The 24034-nt window shown below is 72.2% G+C and carries 23 protein-coding genes; 8 read left to right on the forward strand and 15 right to left on the reverse strand.

What is annotated here, in order from left to right; translation table 11 throughout:
• Positions 1-37: 37 nt before the first annotated feature.
• The 13 genes from ACZ7DL_RS15760 to ACZ7DL_RS15820 all read right to left on the reverse strand — a co-directional run bounded on the left by ACZ7DL_RS15760 (position 38) and on the right by ACZ7DL_RS15820 (position 12546).
• On the reverse strand, positions 38-1378 hold the full coding sequence (locus ACZ7DL_RS15760; protein ID WP_470774720.1) for an ABC transporter substrate-binding protein: 1341 nt from the start codon (positions 1376-1378) through the stop codon (positions 38-40).
• Positions 1375-2937, reverse strand: a complete 1563-nt coding sequence (locus ACZ7DL_RS15765) for a glycoside hydrolase family 43 protein (protein ID WP_470774721.1) — start codon at positions 2935-2937, stop codon at positions 1375-1377. The genes ACZ7DL_RS15760 and ACZ7DL_RS15765 overlap by 4 nt, the downstream gene beginning before the upstream one ends.
• Positions 2934-3779 carry a DUF6807 domain-containing protein gene (locus ACZ7DL_RS15770; RefSeq protein WP_470774722.1) on the reverse strand — a complete coding sequence of 282 codons (846 nt, stop codon included), beginning with the start codon at positions 3777-3779 and terminating at the stop codon, positions 2934-2936. The genes ACZ7DL_RS15765 and ACZ7DL_RS15770 overlap by 4 nt, the downstream gene beginning before the upstream one ends.
• Entirely contained in the window at positions 3779-4918 is a 1140-nt protein-coding gene (locus ACZ7DL_RS15775; protein WP_470774723.1) for a Gfo/Idh/MocA family protein, read from the reverse strand. Before ACZ7DL_RS15775 ends, ACZ7DL_RS15770 begins: the two co-directional genes overlap by 1 nt.
• Positions 4915-5799 carry a carbohydrate ABC transporter permease gene (locus ACZ7DL_RS15780; protein ID WP_470774724.1) on the reverse strand — a complete coding sequence of 295 codons (885 nt, stop codon included), beginning with the start codon at positions 5797-5799 and terminating at the stop codon, positions 4915-4917. The genes ACZ7DL_RS15775 and ACZ7DL_RS15780 overlap by 4 nt, the downstream gene beginning before the upstream one ends.
• Entirely contained in the window at positions 5796-6731 is a 936-nt protein-coding gene (locus ACZ7DL_RS15785) for a carbohydrate ABC transporter permease (RefSeq protein WP_470774725.1), read from the reverse strand. The genes ACZ7DL_RS15780 and ACZ7DL_RS15785 overlap by 4 nt, the downstream gene beginning before the upstream one ends.
• An 80-nt stretch (positions 6732-6811) precedes the next feature.
• Positions 6812-8545 carry an L-arabinonate dehydratase gene (gene araD / locus ACZ7DL_RS15790; protein ID WP_470774726.1) on the reverse strand — a complete coding sequence of 578 codons (1734 nt, stop codon included), beginning with the start codon at positions 8543-8545 and terminating at the stop codon, positions 6812-6814.
• Positions 8542-9453 carry a dihydrodipicolinate synthase family protein gene (locus ACZ7DL_RS15795; RefSeq protein ID WP_470774727.1) on the reverse strand — a complete coding sequence of 304 codons (912 nt, stop codon included), beginning with the start codon at positions 9451-9453 and terminating at the stop codon, positions 8542-8544. Before ACZ7DL_RS15795 ends, araD begins: the two co-directional genes overlap by 4 nt.
• Entirely contained in the window at positions 9450-10106 is a 657-nt protein-coding gene (locus ACZ7DL_RS15800; protein ID WP_470774728.1) for a GntR family transcriptional regulator, read from the reverse strand. Before ACZ7DL_RS15800 ends, ACZ7DL_RS15795 begins: the two co-directional genes overlap by 4 nt.
• 137 nt (positions 10107-10243) lie before the next feature.
• A complete protein-coding gene (locus tag ACZ7DL_RS15805; RefSeq protein ID WP_470774729.1) occupies positions 10244-11005 on the reverse strand; it encodes an MBL fold metallo-hydrolase in 762 nt (253 codons plus the stop codon).
• Positions 11006-11157: 152 nt separating this feature from the next.
• A complete protein-coding gene (locus tag ACZ7DL_RS15810; protein ID WP_470774730.1) occupies positions 11158-11436 on the reverse strand; it encodes a hypothetical protein in 279 nt (92 codons plus the stop codon).
• Between the two features lie 38 nt (positions 11437-11474).
• The gene (locus tag ACZ7DL_RS15815) at positions 11475-11780 is read right to left on the reverse strand and encodes a hypothetical protein (RefSeq protein WP_470774731.1); all 306 of its coding nucleotides are present in this window, start codon (positions 11778-11780) and stop codon (positions 11475-11477) included.
• A gap of 184 nt (positions 11781-11964) precedes the next feature.
• Positions 11965-12546: a TIGR03086 family metal-binding protein gene (locus ACZ7DL_RS15820; protein WP_470774732.1), complete on the reverse strand. Its 582-nt coding sequence runs from the start codon at positions 12544-12546 to the stop codon at positions 11965-11967.
• A gap of 418 nt (positions 12547-12964) precedes the next feature.
• On the opposite strand from ACZ7DL_RS15820, the gene ACZ7DL_RS15825 reads away from it, so the two are divergent.
• A complete protein-coding gene (locus ACZ7DL_RS15825) occupies positions 12965-14197 on the forward strand; it encodes an MFS transporter (RefSeq protein WP_470774733.1) in 1233 nt (410 codons plus the stop codon).
• On the opposite strand, the gene ACZ7DL_RS15830 is transcribed toward ACZ7DL_RS15825, so the two are convergent.
• Both ACZ7DL_RS15830 and ACZ7DL_RS15835 read right to left on the reverse strand, forming a co-directional pair.
• Positions 14134-15297, reverse strand: a complete 1164-nt coding sequence (locus ACZ7DL_RS15830) for a hypothetical protein (RefSeq protein ID WP_470774734.1) — start codon at positions 15295-15297, stop codon at positions 14134-14136. The genes ACZ7DL_RS15825 and ACZ7DL_RS15830 overlap by 64 nt on opposite strands.
• 49 nt (positions 15298-15346) lie before the next feature.
• Positions 15347-16288: a 5-dehydro-4-deoxyglucarate dehydratase gene (locus ACZ7DL_RS15835; RefSeq protein ID WP_470774735.1), complete on the reverse strand. Its 942-nt coding sequence runs from the start codon at positions 16286-16288 to the stop codon at positions 15347-15349.
• Between the two features lie 239 nt (positions 16289-16527).
• Between ACZ7DL_RS15835 and ACZ7DL_RS15840 the strand changes: the two genes are divergently transcribed.
• From ACZ7DL_RS15840 to ACZ7DL_RS15870, 7 genes are all read left to right on the forward strand, one after another.
• Positions 16528-17337, forward strand: coding sequence for an NAD-dependent epimerase/dehydratase family protein (locus tag ACZ7DL_RS15840; protein ID WP_470774736.1), 810 nt, complete (start codon positions 16528-16530; stop codon positions 17335-17337).
• Between the two features lie 279 nt (positions 17338-17616).
• Positions 17617-18381, forward strand: a complete 765-nt coding sequence (locus ACZ7DL_RS15845) for a DeoR/GlpR family DNA-binding transcription regulator (RefSeq protein ID WP_470774917.1) — start codon at positions 17617-17619, stop codon at positions 18379-18381.
• Positions 18382-18480: 99 nt separating this feature from the next.
• On the forward strand, positions 18481-19851 hold the full coding sequence (locus ACZ7DL_RS15850) for an ABC transporter substrate-binding protein (RefSeq protein WP_470774737.1): 1371 nt from the start codon (positions 18481-18483) through the stop codon (positions 19849-19851).
• A complete protein-coding gene (locus ACZ7DL_RS15855; protein ID WP_470774738.1) occupies positions 19848-20783 on the forward strand; it encodes a carbohydrate ABC transporter permease in 936 nt (311 codons plus the stop codon). Before ACZ7DL_RS15850 ends, ACZ7DL_RS15855 begins: the two co-directional genes overlap by 4 nt.
• Positions 20780-21625 (forward strand): carbohydrate ABC transporter permease, encoded by an 846-nt coding sequence (locus ACZ7DL_RS15860; RefSeq protein WP_470774739.1) that lies wholly within the window; start codon positions 20780-20782, stop codon positions 21623-21625. The genes ACZ7DL_RS15855 and ACZ7DL_RS15860 overlap by 4 nt, the downstream gene beginning before the upstream one ends.
• Positions 21622-22611 carry a zinc-dependent alcohol dehydrogenase family protein gene (locus ACZ7DL_RS15865; RefSeq protein ID WP_470774740.1) on the forward strand — a complete coding sequence of 330 codons (990 nt, stop codon included), beginning with the start codon at positions 21622-21624 and terminating at the stop codon, positions 22609-22611. Before ACZ7DL_RS15860 ends, ACZ7DL_RS15865 begins: the two co-directional genes overlap by 4 nt.
• Positions 22612-22707: 96 nt before the next feature.
• On the forward strand, positions 22708-23895 hold the full coding sequence (locus tag ACZ7DL_RS15870) for a TerD family protein (protein ID WP_470774918.1): 1188 nt from the start codon (positions 22708-22710) through the stop codon (positions 23893-23895).
• Positions 23896-24034 lie beyond the last annotated feature (139 nt).

Here is a 24034-nt window from a genome sequence, read left to right on the forward strand (position 1 = left end):
GGCCCGCAGTCCCCCACCACCGCGACCACCCGAGCTCTCAGTGGTTCTTCTTCCAGTCGGCCTGCGCAGCGTCGAGCTGATCGGCCAGCGTGTCCAGGAACTCCTGCGCGCTCAGCTTCCCGAGCATCACCTTCTGGAAGTTCGGCTCGTTGTCGGCCTTGGACAGGGTGTTCCAGTCGGGCAGGTAGTACGGCAGCTGCACGATCTTCGTGCTGGACCCGTTCAGCGCCTCCGCGGCGAGCTTCGTCGGCTCGCTCTTCTGGACCCACGCGTCCTGTGCCGCCTCCGTGTTGGCCGGAACCTGTCCCGCGACCTGGTTCCACTTGCTGTTGGACTCGTGCGAGGCGGCGAACTCGATGAACTTCCACGCGGCCGCCTTGTTCTTGCTGGACTTGAACAGGGCCAGCCCGTCGACCGGGTTGGACACCTGCACCCGGGTCCCGTCGTCCAGCGTCGGGTTGGGAATGCCCCTGAACTTGCCCTTCAGCGCCTTCTCGTGGTCGGCGTAGGAGCCCAGGTTGTGGCTGAGCATCCCGATCGTGCCGGAATCCCACTGGGCGACCATCTTGGTGAAGTCGTTGTTGACGTCGGCGGACGGGGTGTCCTTCTTGTACAGGCCGACGTACTTCTCCAGGGCGGCGACGTTCTTCGGGTCGTTGACGGTGGTCTTGTCGCCGTTCCAGAAGGAGGTGATCCCGCTCTGCCCGTACATCGCGTCCAGCGCCTGCGCGATGGATCCCTCGCCACCGCGGATGGTGTACCCGAAGGCGTTCCTGCCCTTGGCGGTGAGCTTGTCGGCGGCCGCGTAGAACTTCGTCCAGGTGGTCGGCGCCGCCAGATCGGCCGCGCCGAACAGATCGGTCCGGTACCACAGCGTGCCGTTGTTCGCGGACGTCGGCACCGTGTACGTCCTGCCGTCGCCGCCGGCGGCCGTCACGCTCTCCAGGAACTTGGCGTTGAGCTTGCCGTTCAGCGAGCTGCCGGAGATCCGGTCGCCCAGCGGCTCCAGCGCGCCCTGCGCGGCGACCTCGGCCAGCATCGCCGTGCCGACCCCGCCGACGTCCGGCAGGCCGCCGCCCTGGATGGCGGTGTCGTACTTGGACTGCACGCTCGCGGCGGGCACGCCGACGTACTCGACCTTGATGTCGGGGTACTTCGTCTCGAAGTCGGCGATGATCTGCTTCCAGACGTCGGTGCGGACACCGCCGTTGTTGTCCCAGAAGGTGATCGTGCCCTTGCCGGAGCCCTCCTTCCCCTTGTCCCCCGCGCCACCGCTGCCGTCGTCGCCGCAGGCGGTGGCGGTGAGGGCGAGGACGGAGCCCAGGGCGACGGCCAGGGCGGCGCGCCGGCTTCTGCGGGTGCGGATGCTGTTGGTCATGGGCGGCTCTCTTCTGCTGGATCCGACGGAGTGGAAGGTGTGGGGGTGAGGGGGGAGGTGATACGGAAGCGGGTGAAGGTCGCCGACCCCGCGTGCCCCGGTCCCTCGGGTGCGGCGGCGAACAGGCCGAGCAGGGCACCGACCCAGCGCCAGGGGGTGGCGGCGAAGACGGGCCCGGAGCGGCACGGGCCGTACCCGAGGTCGTACCGGAACCGGCACCGCGCGCCGGCCCCGACCTCGATCCGCAGCCGCGCCCGACCGTCGGGCGCGGGGCGCGGGACACCGGCATCGCGCTCCCGGTCGGCCACCGCCTCCGCGAACCGGTGCACGAGCCGGACCGTGCCGTCGGCTCCGCGCTCCAGCCCGATCCAGGCGAAGGCGTCCCCGAGCACCACGAGCCCGGCCCGCGCGCCCGGCCCGGTGCCGTCCAGCCGCAGCTCGACGTCGGCCACGCCGGGCCGGCCGGGCAGCCGCTGGGTGAGGATGTTCGGAAGGGTGCGCAGGTCGTGGACGTCGGCCGAGCGGAGGCAGGTCAGCCGCAGGCCGTCCCCGGAGTGCTGGGTGGCCCAGCCGTCGCCCGGGTTGGCGGTCCACTGCCACTGCCGGCCGTACCGGCCGCCGGGGAAGTCGTCGTCGGTGGCGGGCGCGGCGGGCGGCTGCGACGGCAGGGCGGGCCGCCGGTGTACGGCGACGGGGGCGCCGGCATCGCCGAGGACCGGCCAGCCTTCGATTCCCCACCGCATCGGCTGGAGGTGGACCACCCTGCCGTAGGCGCCGCGCTGCTGGAAGTGCAGGAACCAGTCCTCGCCGGCCTCCGTGCGCACCCAGCCGCCCTGGTGCGGCCCGTTGACCTCGGTGTCCCGCTGCTCCAGGACGATCCGCTCCTCGTACGGGCCGAAGAACCCGCGCGAGCGGAACACGCCCTGCCAGCCCGTCTCCACTCCCCCGGCGGGGGCGAAGATCCAGAACCAGCCGTCGTGCCGGTAGAGCTTGGGCCCTTCCAGGGTGAACCAGCCGGGGATGCGGTCCCCGTCGACGATCACCTTGCCCTCGTCGAGCAGCGAGGTGCCGTCGGGGTGCATACGGTGGCCGGTGAGGCGGTTCTTGACGCCGGAGCGGGACCTGGCCCAGGCGTGCACCAGGTAGGCGTCGCCGGTCTCGTCGTCCCACAGCGGGCACGGGTCGATCAGGCCCCGGCCCGCCTTCACCAGGTGCGGACGGGTCCACGGCCCTCTGATCTCGGGCGCGTTGACCTGGAAGACGCCCTGGTCCGGGTCGCCCCAGAAGATCCAGAAGCGGTCGTCGTGGTGCCGGATGGCCGGCGCCCAGACCCCGCAGTCGTGCCGGGGCTTGGCGAACTCCTCCTCGGGTTCCAGGCGTTCGAGGGCGTGGCCGACGAGCGTCCAGTTGACCAGGTCGCGCGAGTGCAGCAGCGGCAGGCCGGGGACCCGGCCGAAGCTGGAGGCGGTGAGGTAGAAGTCGTCGCCGACGCGGACGACGTCCGGGTCGGACCAGTCGGCGTTCAGGACCGGGTTGGTGTAGGTCTCGGGGGTGGTCACTGCGTCACCGCCCTGCCGGCCAGCGCGGCCGCCTCGGCCCGGCTCAGGCGTCCGTCGGCGACGACGGTGACGACCCGGCGTACGACGGTCCCGCCGGGCGCGACGGTCAGCCGCTCGCCGTGGGCCAGGGAGGAGCCCACCCCGGGGTACTCGGCGGTCCGCACGAACCAGGGGTCCCGGCGGGTGTCCTCGGTGGCGCCGGCGAAGACCAGGGTCCAGTGGGCGCCGGCCAGTGCGACCCAGCCGGCGCGGGTGCCGTGGACCTCCGTCTCGCCCTCCCGGTCGGCGGTGAACGCCTCCGGCGCCGCCACGCCTTTGCGGGCCCGCCAGAAGAAACCGCCGTAGGCCGCGCCGGGCCGGCCGTTGGTGGCGGGGCTGCCGATCGAGAGGGGGTCCGGGGTGACGTTGGTGAGGGAGAAGGTGAAGTCCAGCGCCCAGGCGGTACCGGTGAGCCCGGTGGCCGCGACGGTTCGGCGCTCGCGCAGCAGCTCGGTCCCGGCGGCGACCCAGCGCAGCTCCTCCACGAAGCCGTCGGGGTCGCGGAGCCGGAAGCCGGTGTGCCGCTGGACGCCGTGGTTGTCCAGCTCGGTCGGTCCCCGGTCGCGGACGAAGGTCCGGCCGCCCCAGAAGTTGTGCCCCTCGACGTCGGGTACGGCGACACCGACACCGAGGTGGTGTGCGTGGTCGGCGGGGCTCACCTCGGTGACCGCCGTGCCGGCCAGGGTGGTGACGGGGTGCAGGTGGGGGCGCGGGGCGAGCCGGGCGGGCAGCTCGGGCCGGGTGACATAGCGGCCGACCGGGCGGCCCGCGACCCGCAGGACCAGGCTGTCGGAGGTTGTCATCAGGTGCTCACCTCGTTCGGCAGGGCCCAGGAGACGCCCAGTTCGGAGTAGAGGGCGAGACTCTCGGCGGCCGCCGCGACCAGGCCGTCGACGCCGGGCACGATCCGGCGGTGTTCGGCGGGCAGCGGCCGCCAGGCGTGCTCGGGCAGCGGCACCGGGTCGGGGGCGGTCCGGACGGCCTCCACCACGTGCATGAAGGCGCCGGTCTCGTCCGGCGGGACCAGCAGCTCCGTGCCGTCCGCCAGGTGCCCGACGAGGTTCTCCAGCAGGTCCGTGCGGCCGTACTCGGTCTCCTGCAGGCCGTGGCCGGTCCGCTGGAGCAGCACCCGGTCCTGCTTGTACCAGAAGGTGATCCGGCCACCGCTCCCATGCACCAGGACGTACGGTTCCCCGGGGTGTTCGGCGCACAGGGTCGCCGCGACCGTGACCGGTCCGCGCGGGGTACGCACGCGGACGCAGGAGGTGTCGTCGGACTCGATGGCGTTGGCGCGCAGCAGTTCGGTCTCGATGCCGGTGACGTCCTCGGCGCGGGTGGCGCCGAGCAGGGCGAGTGCGGTGGCGACGGCGTGCGCGAGGGGGTTGGTGAGGACCCCGTCCACGACGTCGGCGCCGTTCAGGCGTCGCCGGCCCGCCCAGGGCGCCCGCCGGTAGTAGGCCTCGTCCCGGGCCCAGGCCCCGGCCCCGCCGACGCCGATGACCTCGCCGATCGCGCCCTCGGCGATGAGGCGCCGGATCGCGGGGACCGCGTGCGAGCCGAGCGACTGGAAGCCGATCTGGCAGGCCACCCCGGCCGCGGCGACCCCGTCGGCCATGCGGCGGAACTCGGCGTAGGAGGGGGCGGGCGGCTTCTCCAGCAGCAGGTGCACCCCGCGCGCCGCGGCGGTGAGGGCCAGGTCGGTGTGGGTCGGGATCGGGGTGCAGAGCACGGCGATCCGGGCCCCGGTGGAGTCCAGGAGCGCCCCGAGGTCGGCGGACTGCTCGGGCCTGCCCAGTCCGTCCGGGATCTCCGCCCCGGTCAGCGGGGCCAGCTCGCAGATCCCGGCCAGCCGTACGGCTCCCGCGGCCTGGAGCCGGCGGATGTTCTCCAGGTGCCAGCGGCCGTGGCCGCGCGCGCCCGCCAGGACGATGGGTACGGTCATCCCTTCACCGCCCCCGCGCTGAACCCGGTGATCAGCCACTTCTGGATGAAGGCGAACACGATCACCACGGGTACGGCCGCGATGATGCCGCCCGCCGCCAGGGCGCCCAGGTCGACGCTGTCCGCGCTCATCAGGGTGTTGAGGCCGACCGGGATGGTCTGCTTGCTCTGGTCGGAGAGGAACATCAGGGCGAACAGGAAGTGGTTCCAGGCGTGCACGAAGGCGAAGGAGCCGACGGCGATCAACCCCGGCCGCAGGAGCGGCAGGACGACGATCCGGAAGGCGGTGAGCCGGTTGCAGCCGTCCACCCAGGCGGCCTCCTCCAGGGAGTACGGCACGTTCCGGATGAACCCGCTGATCAGGATCATCGACAGCGGCAGCTGGAAGACGGTCTCGGCGATGATGACGCTGCCGAGCGAGTTGATCATCGACAGCTTGGCGAAGATCTGGAACAGCGGCACCAGCAGCAGCGCGCCCGGCACGAACTGGGAGCAGAGCAGGCCCAGCATGAAGCCGCGCTTGAGGCGGAAGTCGAAGCGGGCGAGCGCGTAGCCGCCGGCCAGGGCGACCACGGTGGTCAGCAGCAGGGTGGCCAGGCCGACGTAGACGCTGTTGGCGAAGTAGGTGCCGAAGCTGCGCTCGGTCCACACCTTCTCGAAGTGCTCGAAGGTCATCGGCCAGGGCACCAGGGAGGTGGAGCCGGCCGGGCGGAGCGCGAAGAGCAGGATCCAGTAGAAGGGGATCAGGGTGAAGAGGAGGTAGACCGTCAGGGGGACGTAGATCTGCCGGCGCGGGACCTCGTCCCAGGCAAGGCGCCTCTTGCGGGTCTTGTCGGGCTCGGCGGCCTCGCGCTCGGGTGCGGGAGCGATCTCGGTGATCACCGGGACTCACCTCCGAACTTGCTCAGCCGCAGATAGACGATCGAGCAGAAGAGCAGGATCACGAACGCCACCGTCGTCAGGGCGGAGGCGTAGCCGAAGTTGTGGGCGTCGACGCTGGTGTTGGCGATGTAGAGAGGGAGGGTCGTGGTCTCCCCGGCGGGTCCGCCGCCGGTCAGGGTGTAGAGGAGATCGACGTTGTTGAACTCCCACACCGCGCGCAGCAACGTGGACAGGACGATGGCGTCCTTCAGATGGGGCAGGGTGATGTGCCAGAACTGCTTGAGCCGGCTCGCCCCGTCCACCTCGGCCGCCTCGTAGAGGTCCTTGGAGACGGACTGGAGGTCGGCGAGGATGAGGATCGCGAAGAAGGGGACGCCCCTCCAGAGGTCGGCGACCACGGCCGCCGGGAAGACCGTGGAGGTGTCCGACAGCCAGCTGGTGCCGTAGGAGCCGATTCCCGCGTCGGCGAGGTAACGGGTGATGCCGGTCTGGGAGTTGTAGAGAAGGACCCAGATCGCGGAGGTCAGCACGCCGGAGACGGCCCAGGGGGAGAAGACGAGGGCACGGCCCAGCGCCCGCCCCGCGAAGGTCTGGTTGACGATGAGCGCAAGCGCCAGGCCGAAGAGCAGCTGGAGCCCGACCTCGACCACGACCCACTTGGCGCTGAAGGTCAGCGTGTCCCAGAACTGCGGATCGTGGGAGAACGCCCGGGTGAAGTTGTCCAGGCCCGCGAAGCCGTTCCGCCACGGCTTGGTGGGGTTGTAGTTCCGCAGGCTGTAGTAGAAGACGCTGAGCACCGGGTAGGCGATGAAGCCCAGCATCAGCAGGGCTGCGGGGGCGATCAGCAGGTACGGCAGCCTGCGCGGGGTGGCGGAGGCACGGCGCCGCCGGGGTGGCGCAGGCGGTTTCGCCACGGCTGCGGCTTGGGCCATGACTGTTCTCCGTTCTCGGTGAAGCGCTTTCCGATCATTGTTCGATATCTCGACCATGCGGAGCGGCGGTCGAGGGCGAGTCAGCCCGCGTACGGGTCCTGCACCGTGCCCGGCCGGGCGAGGAACTCGAAGTCGCAGCCGGTGTCCGCCTGGGTGATCTGCTCGCTGTAGAGGGCGCCGTATCCGCGCTCGTACCGCGCGGGCGGCGGCGCCCACTCCGCCCTGCGCCGCTCCAACTCCTCGTCGTCCACGTCCAGTCGGAGCGTGCGCGCCTCGACGTCGAGCGTGATGAGGTCTCCGGTGCGCACCAGGGCGAGCGGACCCCCGACGTACGACTCGGGTGCCACGTGCAGCACACACGCGCCGTAGCTCGTGCCGCTCATCCGGGCGTCGGAGATCCGGACCATGTCCCGCACCCCCTGCTTCAGCAGGTGGTCGGGGAGGGGCAGCATGCCGTACTCGGGCATGCCCGGGCCGCCCTTGGGGCCGGCGTTGCGCAGCACCAGCACGCTGTCGGCGGTGATGCCGAGCGAGGGGTCGTTGATGGTGCGCTGCATGGCCTTGTAGTCGTCGAAGACGACGGCCGGGCCGGTGTGCTTGAGCAGGTGCGGCTCGGCGGCGATGTGCTTGATGACGGCGCCGTCCGGGCAGAGGTTGCCGCGCAGCACGGCCACCCCGCCCTCGCTCGCGACCGGGTGGTCGCGGGGACGGATGACGTCGTCGTCGTGGACCTGGGCGCCGCTGATCTGCTCGCGCAGGGTGTCGTACGAGACTGTCGGCCGGTCGAGGTGGAGCAGGTCCGGGATCCGGGAGAGGAACCCGGGCAGGCCCCCGGCGAAGTGGAAGTCCTCCATCAGGTACGTCTGTCCGCCGGGCCGGACGTTGGCGAGCACCGGGACCGTGCGGGCGATGCGGTCGAAGTCGTCCAGGGTGAGCTTCACCCCGGCCCGGCCCGCCATGGCGATCAGATGGATCACGGCGTTGGTGGAGCCGCCGAGGCCGAGCACGGTGGTGACCGCGTCCTCGAAGGCCTCCCGGGTGAGGATCTCGCTCAGCCTGCGGTCCTTGTGGACGAGCTCGACGATCGTCAGGCCCGCCTTGGCGGCCATCCGGTCGTGCCCGGAGTCCACCGCCGGGATGCTGGAGGCGCCCGGCACGGTCACCCCGAGCGCCTCGGCGGCGGCGGTGAGCGTGGACGCCGTACCCATCGTCATGCAGTGGCCGGGCGAGCGGGCCAGGCCGCTCTCCAGCTCGGCCATCTCGCAGTCGCCGATGAGACCGGCCCGCTTGTCGTCCCAGTACTTCCACATGTCGGTGCCGGAGCCCAGGATCTCGCCGCGCCAGTGGCCGGGGAGCATGGGCCCGGCCGGCACGAAGACGGCGGGCAGGTCCACGGAGGCGGCGCCCATCAGCAGCGCGGGCGTGGACTTGTCGCAGCCGCCCATGAGCACCGCGCCGTCGACCGGGTAGGAGCGCAGCAGCTCCTCGGTCTCCATGGCGAGCAGGTTGCGGTAGAGCATGGGGGTCGGCTTCTGGAAGGTCTCGCTGAGGGTGGAGACCGGGAACTCCAGCGGGAAGCCGCCCGCCTGCCACACCCCGCGCTTGACGGCCTGGGCGCGGTCGCGGAGGTGGACGTGGCAGGGGTTGATGTCCGACCAGGTGTTGAGGATCGCGATGACCGGCTTGCCGAGGTGCTCCTCGGGCAGGTAGCCGAGCTGGCGGGTGCGGGCGCGGTGGCTGAAGGAGCGCAGCCCGTCGGTGCCGTACCACTGGTGGCTTCTCAGGCTTTCGGGCCTCTTGCGGGGTGCGCTCATATGGACCACCCGGCGGCGATGGCGGCGACCTCGGCGCGCTCGTCCTCGGGCAGCTGCCTGCTCGGCGGGCGGACGTCCCGGCGGCACAGGCCGAGCGCGGCGAGGGCCTCCTTGACGACGGTGACGTTGTTGGCGTTGCCGTGCGCGGCGCGCAGTTCCTCGAAGCGGCGGATCTGCTCCCAGACCTTCATGGCGGCCGGGTAGTCACCGGATCGGAGCGCTTCGATCATGTTCAGCGCGACGGCCGGGGCGACGTTCACGAGCCCGGAGGTGAAGCCGGAGGCCCCGGCGGAGAAGTAGGAGGGGGCATACGGTTCGGCGAGGCCCGCCACCCATACGAAGCGGTCGAGGCCCGCGTCGCGGGCGAAGGCGGCGAACCGGGCGGCGTCCGGGACGGCGTACTTGACCCCGATCACGTTCGGGCAGTGGTCGGCGAGTTCGGCGAGCCGGACGCCGGACAGCCGGTCGTTGCGGATGTACGGCACGACGCCCAGCTCGGGCACGGCCTCGGCGATGGCACGGTGGTAGTCGACCCAGCCGGCCGCCGAGACGTACGGGTGCACCGGCTGGTGCACCATGACCATCTGGGCGCCGAGGTCGCGGGCGTGCCGGGCGGAGGCGGTCGCGGTGGGCAGGTCGTGCCCGATCCCGACCAGGACGGTGGCGCGGTCGCCGGCCTCCGCGACGGTCGACTCGGTGACCAGGCGGCGCTCCTCGGGGGTGAGGGCGTAGAACTCGCCGGTGTTGCCGTTCGGCGTGAGGGTTCTGATCCCGCCGTCGAGCAGGCGACGCAGCAGGGCCCGGTGGGTGCCGGTGTCGACGGAGCCGTCCTCGGCGAAGGGAGTCACCGGGATCGCCACCACGTCGGCCAGGGCCGCCCGTTGGGTCTCGAACGTCACGCTGCTCATTGCTGACCTTCCTCAGGGAGGGGCTCGGGGAACGCACGGCGCACGAAGGACGCGATGTGGCCGTGCAGGGCGCGCGCGGCGCCGTCCGCGTCCCCGGCCAGCGCGAGCCGCAGGATCTCCCGGTGCTCGGCGGCCTCCCGCTCCCAGGAGGGGTCGGCGGCCCAGGCGACGGCGGAGACGAGGGCGGCCTGGTCGCGGACCTCGTCCAGCATCCGGCCGAGCAGCGGGTTGCCGCACGGCAGATAGAGGGCGCGGTGGAACTCCCGGTTGGCGAGGGAGCGTTCGGCGGTGTCGGTGGCGTTGTCGGCACGCGTCAGCGCGTCGCGGGCCGCGTCCAGGCAGGCGCCGCGCCCGACCGCCCGGCGGAGTGCCTCCGGCTCCAGCAGCAGCCGCACGTCGTAGACCTCGCGCGCCATGTCCGCGTCCACCATGCGCACCGTGACGCCCTTGTACTGGCTCATCACGACCAGGCCGGTCCCGGCGAGGGTCTTCAAAGCCTCCCGCACCGGGGTCTTGGACACCCCGAACTGCGCGGCCAGTTCCGTCTCGACCAGGGCCTGGCCGGGCGTCAGCTGCCCGGTGAGGATGCGGTGCTTGATCGCGTCGAGCACGTACTGCGTGCGGGACGGGATCGGGGTGGGCACAGAGGTCATACGGCCCTCTCGGATCTCGCGTATCGCGTCTCATATATGACGTACGAAGTACGACGCGTTGAAAGTAGGAGGGGGCCAGGGTTTCGTCAATGCTTCTGACAAAGGAAGTTGAGCCGGAGGAAGGTGCGACGGCCGGTTCAGAAGGTGCGGATGGCGCCTTCGTGTGCCGCGGCGGTGGGCCGGCCGAAGACGGCGGCGGCCCGCGCGGTGGCCGACTCGCGGGTGAGGGTGGGCCCGACATGGGTGACGAGCAGCTCGCGCACCCGGGCCTCGCGGGCCACACGGCCGGCGTCCTCCGGCGTCAGATGCACCTGTCCGGGGTGTTCGCCCTCGCGATGCGCGTCGATGTCCGCCTCGCACAGCAACACATCGGCGCCGACGGCGAGTTCGGTGAGCGCGGCACAGGGCCCGCTGTCCCCGGAGTACGCGAACACGCTCCCCTGGCATTCGGCGCGCAGCCCGTACGCCTCGGTGCCGTGGGCAACGGCGCGCGCGGTCAGCCGGAGGTTCCAGTGCCGCACGTCGTGGCCGTCGTACAGGTCGCGGAAGTCGAAGACGCTCTTCAGGAAGTCGACGTCCGGCCGCCCGAAGAAGCCGGCCAGCCGGCGGGCGCAGCCCTGGGGCGCGTACACCGGGATCGGCGCGGGCGGGGTCATCCCGCCGAAGGCGAAGGCGTAGGCGGCGGACAGCAGATCGGCGCTGTGGTCGGCGTGCAGGTGAGAGATCCAGATCGCCGCGAGTCGCGCGGGATCCGTGTGCCGCTGCAATGCGGCGAACGTGCCCGGCCCCGCGTCCACCCACACCTCGGCACCCGATCCGGCCAGCAGATACCCGGAGCAGGGCCGGTCGGGACCCGGGTGCGGCGAGGCGGTACCGAGGACGGTGAGAGTGAGCGGCATAGCCAGGAGGGTACGACGCCTTGCGCCCCGCTCCGGCACACTTCGCCATGAAGCTCCCGCTCCCCGTCCGGCTCACGGGTCCCGGGGCCGTGGGCCGCCCGGCCACGGCCCGCGTCGGATCTCCGTCACCCCGTCGCAGTCCACGGCGCGGATCAGATCTCCATCACCGCGTCGCAGTCCGGGCACACCACGGACGCGTACTCCTCGGGGTACCACGGCTCCCCAGGGCGCCGGGACGGCATCCGACGAGCTTTCGCCATGGCGAAGGTGTCCTTGCCGCACAGGGTCCGCGGGCCGGCGGCGTCGGGCCTGCCGGGGGCGGCGGGTGCCGCGTGCACCCTGCGGGGGAGCCGGTCCTCGGGCGGTCCGTCCGCGGGAGTGCGTGCGGCCGCCGCCTGCTCCAGCTCGTACACGACGACGATCTCGCTCATGTCACCACCGTAGGCGCGGCGGCCCGGGGCAGCCGCGGTCACCCGCGGGTGGCGCTGGGCAGGGTGAGTTCGCGGCCGCGGTAGAAGCCTTCGCGCTCCTCGGCGACGTACGGGGCCATGGCCGCCCGCCGCTGCGCCTCCGGCTCGGAGGCCCGCCATGCGTCGCACGCCTCCCGGGAGTCCCAGAACGACACTCCGGTGATCTCCTGTCCGTCCTCGGACCAGTACGCGTAGGCCCGGTGCATGCCCTGCGGTGCGGGCTCCGGGCGCCACGCCCTCTCGAAGTCGTCCAAGGTGCCCGGCTGAAGGCGGCGCGTCGTCACCCACACGTAGTGCTCCTGCATGGTGGCTTCCTCCGTACCCGTTCGGCTTGCCCCCCTCTCAGCGTCACCGTAGGCCCGATGCGCCGCTTCCGCCGCCCGGCGACCGCCGGTCGGCCCCGAGACCCGCCACATGGGGAGCGGACCCGCCGCATGGGGGGGGCGGACCCGCCGCATGGGGGGCGGACCCGCCGCATGGGGAGCGGACTCAGGGCCGCCATCCCGGGTCCCGCCCGCCGAGACCGATAGCCCGGTCCAGCAGCGGCGCGTCCTCCGGGACCGGGACGACGGGACCGAACGGGCCGTTGCCGCGGTTCGGGTCGTCGGTCGCGGCCAGCAGGAACCCGAGGGCCGCGTCGACGGCGGCCGGGTCGGGGGCGTAGTCCTGGCCGGTGGCGCGGGCCAGGTCCCAGCCGTGGATCACCAGCTCGTCGGCGACGACGGCGCCCGCGACCGCGCCCGGCAGGTCCACCCCGCCGGCGCGGGTGTCGCCGGTCCAGGCGGCCGGGTCGCGCCAGGCGTCGGCCAGCTCGTCCAGCGCCTCCGGCAGCCGCTCGCGCCAGCCGGGGCCGATGTCCGGGACGGCGGCGGCCGGGCTGGTGTCGGTCGTCGGGCCGAGCTCCTTGCGGGCTGCGTCCCGGAAGGCCACGGACAGCTTCAGCAGATGGCCCAGCAGGTTGCGCACCGCGTAGTCCGGGCACGGTGTGGCGGCGGTCAGCTGCTCGTCGGTCACCGACTCGGCGAGCCGGGCCAGGATCTTCGTCTGCGGGCCGAGGTCCATCATGGTCATCGCTCACTCCTGCACGGTCGTGCTCCGCGTACGAAGGATGGACCGGCCGGCTCCCGGAATCTCATCGGTGCCGCGCCGCCGCTCCCACGGCCCGCGGCCCTCCCCGAGGCACCACAGCGCGTGCGGTCGACCGCGGGTACGCGGACCCGGGCGGGCCAGGGGCGAACACCTCACCGCAACCGTGGCCGTGCGGCACACACCTAGGGGGTTTCGTTTGGATCAGGTCGGATCAGGCCGCGGCGCATGGTGCGGTGCATCGCAAGGCGGAGGATCACCCGCGTACTGGGCGTACTCGGGTGGTCCGACAACGCGGCGAGGTGCCGTGCCGGGCGTCGCGGACCCGGGCTGATCCAAACGAAGCCCCCTAGGGCATCCGACCGATCCGCCGGCCCCCGCCTTAGGCCCACGATGACCGGGCATGACGACTTCCTGGACCGTGTTCCGCGTGCTGCGCGACCGCGACGCGGCGCTGTACCTCACCGGCCTGGTGGTGTCCGGCTTCGGCACCTCCTCGCTGTGGCTGGCGTCGGGTGTGTGGGTGAAGGAGCTGACCGGGTCCGACGGTCTGGCCGCCCTGTGCCTGCTCGCGATGTGGGCGCCCACCCTGGCCGGCCCGGTGCTCGGCACGCTCGCCGACCGTGTCCCGCGCAGGCCCTTGCTCATCGCCCTGAACCTGGGCCTCGCGGCCCTGCTCCCGACCCTCTTCGCCGTCGACTCCGCCGGCCGCCTGTGGCTGCTGTTCACCGTCCTGTTCCTGTACGGCGCCGCCGGTGCCGTCCACGACGCCGCCGAGTCGGCGCTGGTGACCGCCGTGGCCGGTCCGGATCTCCTCGGCGACTTCAACGGGCTGCGGATGGCCCTCACGGAGGGCATGAAGCTCGTCGCCCCGCTGACCGGGGCGGGCCTCTACACGGTCTACGGCGGCCCGGCCGTGGCCTGCCTGGACGCCACGACCTTCGTGCTGGCCGCCGGGCTGTGCGGCCTGCTGCGGGTGCGCGAGGAGCCGCCCGCCCGGCCCGGTGGCGGCTGGCGGGAGCAGACCGCGCAGGGCGTCCGGCATCTGTGGGGTCACCCGGTGCTGCGCCCCATGGTCCGGGCGGGCGGTACGACCATGCTGCTGACGGCGCTGGCCGGTACGACGGTGTACGCGGTGGTCGACCGCCTGGGCCACTCCCCCGCCTACACGGGCGTGCTCTACGCCGCCCAGGGCGTCGGCTCGGTGGCCGCCGGGTTGCTCGCCGGGCCGGCGCTGCGGCGGCTCGGCGGGCGCCGGTTCGCGGCGGCCGGCATCGCGCTGACGGGGATGGCGGTGGTGGCACGGGCCGTTCCGGCGGACCCGGTGGCCCTGGTCTCCGGTGCGGCGAGCGGCCTGGGCCTGCCCTGTGTGCTGATCGCCGCGCTCACCGCGGTCCAGGGCGAGACCCCCGGCCCGCTGCTCGGCCGGGCGACGGCCACCGCCAACACGCTGCTCTTCACCCCGAACGTGCTCGGCCTCGCCCTCGGGGCCGGCCTGGTCGAACTGGGCGGCCCCGCCCTGCTGCTGCCGCTCTACGGCGGGGCGCTGCTGCTGACGGCGCTGCCCCTGGCTCAGCGGGCGCCGAGGGCCTCGCGCACGGCCGCGAGGTCCCCGTCCGACGCCAATCCGGCGTGATACAGCCGCAGTTCCGTCGCGCCTTCGGCACGCGCGCGTGCCGCGGCCCGCGCGAGCGTGCCGGGGCTGCCGCCCATCCCGGAGACGACGGTGAGGTTGGCGGCCAGCACCGTCCGCTCCCGGACCCGCGCGGCGAAGGGCGCCAGCAGGGCCGTACCGCCCGTGCAGGGCACCACTACGCCGTCGGCCACGGACAGGATGTGCGCGGGGTCGACGCCGACGTTGGCACCGCAGTGGTAGGAGACGGGGTCGGCGTGCAGCAGGACCTGGAAGCCGGCGGGCGCGGCGGCCCGTACGGCGGCCACGGCCTCCTCCTGGAGGGTGCGGGCGGTCATGTCGCGCCATGCGCGCGTGGCCGTCGCCGTGTCCTCCCCGAGGAGCTTGGCGACCGTCGGCCAGCCCTCGTCGTCCGCCGCGCCCCGCCACAGTGGTTCCAGCGCCTCGCGTACGGACGCCGCCAGCGCGTCGGCGGTCAGGCCCTGCTCGCCGTAGCCGGTGCGGCAGGACGGGCAGAAGCACAGGGACATCAGGTACTGCCCGGCGTCCCCGAGGCCCACGCCGGCGGTCTTGTCGTGGGCGTGCAGATGCTGGAGCCCGTACCAGCCGAGGGACTCCAGTTCGGTGCCGTGCGCGCCGGGGCGTACCGCGGCCTCGGCGGCCAGGTCGACCAGGTACGCGCGCGTGGCGGGCTGGGCGATGCAGGGCGCCCACGGGTAGCGGTCGCCGTAGGCGTTGACGACCGAGGTGTCGGGATGTTCGGCGCCTAGGCGGGAGTTGTGGGCGAGGACGACCCAGGTGTGCACCTCGAGACCGGCCGCGGCGAGGGCTTCGGCGGCCTCTCCGTAGGCGTTGCCGGGGGCCCAGCGGCCGGCGGGGCAGGGCCGCAGGCCGCGGCCCGCCCAGCGGTCGCCCGGCGGGTAGAGGACGGCCGCGTACTCGGCGGTGACGATGCGGTGGCGGGGGTGGCGCGGGGTCAGCGCGCGGGTGGAGTGGTAGGCGGCGGCGAGCGTGACCTGCTCGACGCCGAGTCCGGCGATGCGGGCGGGGGCCGCCGGGTCCCCGTTGACGTCCCAGGGGTAGACGAACGCCGATGCCTTCACACGTCCTCCTCGTCCTCGTACCGCTCGTCCGGCGCGCGGCCGTGCTCGCTCACGCGTCCTCCTCCAGCAGGGCATACCCGCGTTCGATCAGCTGGGCGAGCTGTTTGACGTGCTCCTCGGCCGGCTCGTGCAGCGGGGGCCGGACCTCGCCGACGTCCAGGCCGCGCAGCCGTACCCCGGCCTTGACGAGGGAGACGGCGTATCCGCGGCCCTGGGCGCGCAGTTCGACGAACGGGCGGTAGAAGCCGTCCAGGAGGCGGTGCGCGGTGGGCAGGTCGCCGGTCTCCAGGGCCCGGTGGAAGGCGAGGGCGATCTCCGGTACGAAGCAGAACACTGCCGAGGAGTACAGGGTGATGCCGAGCGCGCGGTAGGCGAGCTGGGTCTGCTCGGCGGTGGGCAGGCCGTTGAAGTACAGGAAGTCGCCGGGGACCTCGGTGCGGACGGCGCTGACGGTGCGCTGCATCAGGTCGAGGTCGCCGAGGCCGTCCTTGAGGCCGATGATGCCGTCCGTGCGGGCGAGTTCGACCACCGTCCGCGGGGTGAACACGGCGTTGTCGCGCTGGTAGACGACGACCGGCAGGTCGGTGGCCGCGGCGACCTCGCGGTAGTGCCGCAGCAGGCCCTCCTGGCCGGCGTGCACCAGGTACGGCGGCATGGCGAGCAGGCCGTCGGCGCCGGCGTCCGCGGCGAGACGCGCGTAGCGGACGGCGAGCGCGGTACCGTAACCGGCCCCGGCGACCACGGGGACGCGCCCCTCGGCCGCTTCGACGGCCGCCCGGACGCAGGCCGCGAACTCCTCCGGCAGCAGCGCGTGGAACTCCCCGGTGCCGCAAGCGGCGAAGACGGCGGCGGCACCGGCCGCGACGCCCCGGCGTACATGGGTGCGGTAGACGTCCAGGTCGAGTGAGCCGCCGGGGCCGTAGGCGGTGACGGGGAAGAAGAGCGGCCCGCTCGGGTCGCGGAGCCGGGCGGCGAGAGGGGCTGGCGTCACAGGCACTCCCTGTCGGTGCATGCTTCTGATCGGCGTCTATATTTCTGAACGACTTCACGCTACGGGCCGGTGTTGCCGCGGGTCAAGCGCATGAAACCCGCAACAGGGGCAGCGGATTCCCGCCCGTCACGGCACACTTGACGGGGCATGCGGCCGCTCCCTAGCGTGTCCACGAATGTGAATCACGATCACACATGCAGCCCCTCCCTGTCATCGAGGACCCCCGAGGAGATCGACGGATGCCCGCTCCCCGCACCATCCTGCTCACCGGCGCCGCCGGCGGGCTCGGCACCCTGATGCGGTCCCTGCTCCCGGAGTACGGCTACGCGCTGCGCCTGTTCGACATGCGCCCCGTCGAGGGCGAGCCGGACGCGATCACCGCGGACCTCACCGACAAGGCGGCGCTGCGCGAGGCCGTGCGGGGCGTCGACGCGGTCCTCCACCTCGCGGGGATCTCCCTGGAAGCGCCCTTCGAGAAGATCCTGAAGTCGAACATCGAGGGCACCTACAACCTGTACGAGGCGGCCCGCCAGGAGGGCGTGGAACGGATCGTCTTCGCCTCCTCCAACCACGCCGTCGGCTTCACGCCGGCCCCGCGCGCGGGCGACCCGTTGATCCCCGTCGACACCCCGCGCCGCCCGGACACCTTCTACGGCCTGTCGAAGTCCTTCGGCGAGGACCTGGCCCAGCTCTACTGGGACAGGCACGGCCTGGAGACAGTCTCCGTGCGCATCGGCTCCTGCTTCCCGGAGCCGACCGGCGTCCGCATGCTCTCGGTGTGGATGAGCCCGGCCGACGGCGCCCGCCTCTTCCACGCCGCCCTCACCGCCGAGGATGTCGGCCACACGGTCGTCTACGGCTCCTCCGCCAACACGCGGCTGTGGTGGGACCTGACGACCGCGCGGGCGCTCGGCTACGACCCGCGCGACGACTCCGAGCCGTACGCCGAGAAGCTGATCGCCGAGCAGGGCGAGCTGGACCCGGAGAACCCGGCCCACAGCCACCTGGGCGGGCACTTCGTGAACGATCCGCCGATCTGGCCGTACTGACCCCACCGGCGGCCACGAGCGGCCGGAAACGATCGTCCACACGCGCGGGCGGGCACCGAACGGGCCCGCCCGTCGCCGTATCCGGGCATCCACCGTGCCCGAGCCCACTCCCTTCCGGGCGGCCACGCAGGTCCGCAGCGGGCACGGCCCGTGTGGAACGGGCCCACTCGGGCACCATCGGGCCCGGAACAGACCTGGTCAGCGTCCCGCACCGGCGGTAGAACTTCCCCCAGGGGCCCGAACGGGCAGCTCCCCGGGGAAGTGGGTGACGACGTGAGCATGTGGACGACGGAAGAACGCCGGCGCGAGATCGTGCGGGCCGCGCGTGCCACCGGCTCGGTGGACGTCACCGCGCTCGCCTCCGACCTGGGCGTGGCCAAGGAGACCATCCGGCGCGATCTGCGCGCACTGGAGGACCACGGCCTGCTCCGCCGCACCCATGGCGGCGCCTATCCGGTGGAGAGCGCCGGCTTCGAGACGACACTCGCCTTCCGGGCCACCAGCCATGTGCCCGAGAAGCGCCGGATCGCCGCCGCCGCTGCCGACCTGCTCGGGGACGCCGAGACGGTCTTCGTCGACGAGGGCTTCACCCCGCAGCTCATCGCCGAGGCACTGCCCAGGGACCGGCCGCTCACCGTGGTCACCGCGTCCCTGCCGGTCGCGGGCGCCCTCGCGGAGGCCGGCCAGGTCTCCGTACTGCTGCTCGGCGGCCGGGTCCGCCCGGGCACGCTGGCCACCGTCGACCACTGGACGACGAAGATGCTGGCCGGCTTCGTGATCGACCTCGCCTACATCGGGGCCAACGGCATCTCCCGCGAGCACGGCCTGACCACCCCGGACCCGGCGGTCAGCGAGGTCAAGGCGCAGGCCGTCCGGGCCGCCCGGCGCACGGTCTTCGTGGGCGTGCACACCAAATTCGGCGCGGTCAGCTTCTGCCGGTTCGCGGAGATCGGCGCACTGGAGACGATCGTGACCAGCACCCAGCTCCAGGCCGCCGAGGCCCACCGCTACTCCCTGCTGGGCCCGCAGGTCGTCCGGGTCTGACCCGTCCATCCCCCGTCCCCCAGGGCGCTCCACACCGTCGAGCGCCCCATATATCCATATACCTCCCTATTCATGTTCCCCTCCCTCCAGGAGCGATCCATGCGCACCCCGAGCCGACGGAGGCCGCGAGCCACGCTCGCCCTGGCCGCCGTAGGGACGCTGTTCGCCCCGCTGCTCTCCGGCTGTTGGGCCGGTGCGGGCGGAACCGGTTCCGGCGGCAACTCCCTCAACGTCCTGATGGTCAACAACCCGCAGATGACCGAACTGCAGAAGTTGACCGCCGCGCACTTCACGAAGGAGACCGGCATCAAGGTCAACTTCACGGTCCTGCCCGAGAACGACGTCCGCGACAAGATCAGCCAGGACTTCGCCAACCAGGCCGGCCAGTACGACGTGGCCAGCCTGTCCAACTACGAGATACCGATCTACGCCCGCAACGGCTGGCTGCACGAGATGGACTCGTACGTCGCGAAGGACCCGGCCTACGACGAGCAGGACGTCCTGAAGCCGATGCGCGAGTCCCTCACCGGCGCCGACGGCAAGCTCTACGGCCAGCCCTTCTACGGCGAGTCGTCCTTCCTCATGTACCGCAAGGACGTGTTCGCGGCGAAGGGCCTGACGATGCCCGCCCGCCCCACCTGGCGGCAGGTCGCCGAGCTGGCCGCGAAGGCGGACGGCGCCCGGCCCGGGATGCGGGGCATCTGCCTGCGCGGACTGCCCGGCTGGGGCGAGCTGATGGCACCGCTGACGACGGTCGTGAACACCTTCGGCGGCACCTGGTTCGACAAGGACTGGACGGCCCGGCTCGACTCCCCCGCCTTCGAGAAGGCCACGAAGTTCTATGTCGACCTCGTCCGCGAGCACGGCGAGTCCGGCGCCGCCCAGTCGGGCTTCGCCGAGTGCCTGAACAACATGACCCAGGGCAAGGTCGCCATGTGGTACGACGCCACCTCGGCGGCCGGACTGCTGGAGGCGAAGGGCTCCCCGGTCAAGGGCAGGCTCGGCTACGCACCCGCCCCCGTCGAGCGGACGACATCCTCCGGCTGGCTCTACACCTGGGCCTGGGGCATCCAGAAGGCCTCCCGCAACCCGGACAAGGCGTGGAAGTTCGTGTCCTGGGCGTCCGGCAAGCGGTACGAGCAGCTGGTCGGTGAGACCAGCGGCTGGTCGAACGTCCCGGCGGGCAAGCGGGCCTCGACGTACACGAACGCCGACTACCGCGCGTCGGCCGCCGCCTTCCAGGACATGACCAAGGAGGCCATCGAGAACGCCCGCCCGAACGACCCCGGCGTACAGCCGCGTCCCGCGCCCGGCATCCAGTTCGTCGGCATCCCGGAGTTCACCGATCTGGGCACCAAGGTCTCCCAGGAGATCAGTTCGGCCATCGCCGGACGCCAGTCCGCCGGTTCGGCCCTGAAGAAGTCCCAGCAGCTCGCCGAGCGGATCTCGAAGGAGTACGAGGGACGATGACCGCGACCACAGCCCCCTGTGCGGCGACACCGGTACGCACCGCGCGGCAGCCCTCCGCCCGGCTGCGCGCCTGGGCCACCCGGGCCCCTCTCCTGCCCGCCCTCGTCTTCCTGATCGTCGTGACACAGCTGCCGTTCGTGGCCACGCTGGCGATCTCCTTCTTCGACTGGAACGCCCTCTACCCCAAGGCCCGCCGCTTCACCGGCCTCGACAACTACCGCCAGGTGCTGACGGACGCGGACCTGCGCCACTCGGTGTGGACGACCGTGCTGCTCACCGTCACGGTGGTGCTGGTCAGCCTGGTCCTCGGGCTGGCGCTCGCACTGCTGCTGAACCACAGGTTCCGCGGCCGGGGTCTCGTCCGCACCCTGCTGATCGCCCCCTTCCTGGTGGTCCCGGTGGCCGCGGCCCTGCTCTGGAAGCATGTGCTCTACAACCCTGAATACGGCTTGCTCAATGGCCTGTTGCACTCTGTGGGCGGCCCACAGCCGGACTGGATCTCCGGTACTCCGCTGCTCGCCGTGGAGGCCTCCCTGGTGTGGCAGTGGACGCCGTTCATGATGCTGATCCTGCTCGCCGGACTCCAGAGCCGTGACCCCGAGCAGATCGAGGCCGCGCGGGTGGACGGCGCGAACGACTGGCAGATCTTCCGCCACCTGACCCTCCCGCATCTGCGCCGCTACCTCGAACTCGGCGCTCTGCTGGGCTCGATCTACATCGTCCAGAACTTCGACGCGGTCTTCACCCTCACGTCCGGCGGGCTGGGCACCGCCAACCTCCCCTACACCGTCTACCAGAGCTTCTACCAGGCCCACGAGAACGGCCTCGCCTCGGCCGCCGGCGTCCTGGTGGTCATCGGCTCGATCCTCATCGCGACCTTCGCCCTGCGCGTGGTGTCGTCCCTGTTCCGCGAGGAGGTGTCCCGCGCATGAGCGACATCGCCCTGCCCGTCCGCAAGCACCGGGGTCCGGCCCTCGGCCTGGTGGCCTGGCTGACCGGCATCGTCTTCTTCCTCCCCATCGCCTGGATGGCGCTGACGTCCTTCCACTCCGAGGCGGACGCGGCGACCAACCCGCCCTCCTTCGGCGCCGCCCTCACCCTGGACGGCTACCGCGAGTTCTTCGGCAGCGGCGGCGGGGCGAGCCCCTGGCCGGCGCTGGTCAACTCGACGGTCGCGTCGCTCGTCTCGACGCTCTGCGTGCTCCTCCTCGCCCTGCCGGCGGCGTACGCGCTGTCGATCCGGCGGGTGCGGAAGTGGACGGACGTGCTGTTCTTCTTCCTGTCCACGAAGATGCTGCCGGTCGTAGCCGGTCTGCTGCCGATCTACCTGTTCGCGAAGAACACCGGGATGCTCGACAACATCTGGCTCCTGGTCATCCTCTACACCTCCATGAACCTGCCGATCGCGGTGTGGATGATGCAGTCGTTCCTCGCCGAGGTGCCGGTGGCGGTGATCGAGGCGGCGCAGATCGACGGCGCCCGGCTGCCGACGATCCTCGCGCGCGTGGTGGCCCCGATCGCCCTGCCCGGCATCGCCGCGACCGGCCTGATCTGCTTCATCTTCAGCTGGAACGAACTGCTCTTCGCCCGAGTCCTGACGGGCGTGGTCGCCGAGACCGCCCCCGTCTTCCTGACCGGCTTCATCACCAGCCAGGGCCTGTTCCTGGCGAAGGTGTGCGCCGCGTCGCTCGTCATCTCCCTGCCGGTGCTCGCCGCGGGGTTCGCCGCCCAGGACAAGCTGGTCCAGGGCCTGTCGTTGGGAGCCGTGAAATGAAGGCCGCCGTCATCGAGTCCGTGGGCCGCGCCGTCGTCACCGAGGTCCCGGACCCGACGCCGGGCCCGCGCGAGGTCGTCGTCGAGGTCGCCGCGTGCGGGCTGTGCGGCACCGATCTGCACATCCTCCAGGGCGAGTTCGCGCCCGAACTGCCGATCGTGCCGGGTCACGAGTTCGCGGGCGAGGTGGTCGGCGTGGGCAGCCAGGTCACCGAGGTCGCGGTCGGCGACCGGGTGGCCGTGGACCCGTCCCTGTACTGCCACGAGTGCCGCTACTGCCGTACCGGCCACAACAACCTGTGCGAGCGGTGGGCCGCGATCGGCGTGACGACGGCGGGCGGGGCGGCACAGTACGCGGTGGCCCCGGTGGCGAACTGCGTGAAGCTGCCCGAGCACGTGCGCACCGAGGACGCGGCGCTTGTGGAGCCGCTGTCCTGCGCGGTGCGCGGCTACGACGTCCTGAAGGCCCGCCTGGGAGCCCATGTGCTGATCTACGGCTCCGGGACCATGGGCCTGATGATGCTGGAGCTGGCCAAGCGGACCGGCGCGGCGAGCGTGGACGTGGTGGACGTCAACCCGGCCCGCCTGGAGACGGCCCGCCGGCTCGGTGTCTCGGGCGCGGCCGGCAGCGCGGACGAGCTGGACCGGCCGCAGGGCTGGGACGTGGTGGTGGACGCGACCGGCAACGCGAAGGCCATCCAGGACGGCCTGGGCCGGGTGGCGAAGGCCGGCACGTTCCTCCAGTTCGGGGTGGCCGACTACGCGACCCGGGTGACCGTCGACCCGTACCGCATCTACAACCAGGAGATCACCATCACCGGCTCCATGGCGGTGCTGCACAGCTTCGAGCGGGCGGCCGAGCTGTTCGCGGGCGGTGTCCTGGACCCCGAGGTGTTCATCAGCGACCGGATCCCGCTGGAGCGCTACCCGCAGGCGCTGGCGCAGTTCGCGGCCGGCGTCGGACGCAAGATCGTGATGGTGCCGTGAGCCGCGCGGCGGGCCGGGGCCGCTGAGGCACCGTAGGCCGTTCGGCTGGTAAGGGAACGGTAAAGCCATGTCGTTCGTTCACCGGGCATGACAGCTATGACCCCAGGCTCGAACATCCCTCTCTCGGCCGCGCGCGTGACGGTGGACGTCTCCGCTCCGGTGCGGCTCGACGTGTCGGGCCTGCTGCTCACCGCCGACGGCAAGGTGCGTTCCGATGACGACTTCATCTTCTACAACCAGCCGACGGGCCCCGGCGTGACGTACCGCTCCGGCGGTGGTACGGCGCCCGACGCGGTCACGGTCGACACCGCCGCCGTGCCGCCGGAGATCGAGAAGATCGTGGTCACGGCCAGCCCGGACGCGGCCGGCCAGACCTTCCAGGGCATCGAGCCGACGGCCACGATCCGGGACGCGGACGGCGGCGCCGTGCTGGCCGCGTTCACCCCGCCGCAGCTGGGCACCGAGACCGCGCTGGTGATCGTGGAGATCTACCGCAGGGGCGGCCAGTGGAAGGCCCGCGCCGTCGGCCAGGGGTACGCCAACGGACTGGCCGGCATCGCGACGGACTTCGGCGTGACGGTGGAGGAGCCCGCCGCTGCTCCGGTCGCCGCCCCCGCGGCCCCGCCGCAGCCGGCCGCCGCCCCGGCAGTCCCCGCCGCCCCGCCGCAGCCGGCCGCTCCGGCGCCGGCCCCCGCGCCGGGTGCGGGGAAGATCAACCTGGACAAGGGCCGGGTCAGTCTCCAGAAGAACCAGACCGTGTCCCTGGTCAAGGGCGGCCGGCCGCTGCTCTCCCAGGTGCAGATGGGCCTCGGCTGGGAGCCGGCGTTCCGCGGCAGGGACATCGACCTGGACGCCTCGGTGATCGCCTACGGCCCGCAGCGCAACCACATCGACAGCTGCTACTTCGGCAAGCTGACGATCCTCAACGGCGCGGTCAAGCACTCCGGGGACAACCTGACCGGCGAGGGCGGGGGTGACGACGAGGTGATCGTCGTCGACCTCGGCCGCCTGCCGCAGGAGGTCACCGGCCTGGTGTTCACGGTGAACTCGTTCTCCGGCCAGAAGTTCACCGACGTCGCCAAGGCGTACTGCCGTCTGGTCGACTCGGCCACGGGCGAGGAACTGGTCCGCTTCGACCTCACCGGCGCCGAGCCGCAGACGGGCGTGCTGATGGCGAAGCTGATCCGCCAGTTCTCCGGCGAGTGGGACATGACGGCGATGGGCGACTTCGTGAAGGCGCGGACGGTGCGGAACATGGTGGAGCCGGGGGCGCGGGCACTGTAGCCCGGCAGGCGCCGAAGCCGCGCCGGGGACTCGCCGCCGGCCTTGCGGCCGTCCCCGGCTGCGGCCAAGCTGTGGCTGGTCGCGCCCACGCGGCGGAGCCGCACATCAGCACAGCCGCGCGCCTCTTCGGGGCGCGGCA

The organism is Streptomyces sp. NPDC036984, assembly GCF_055607665.1.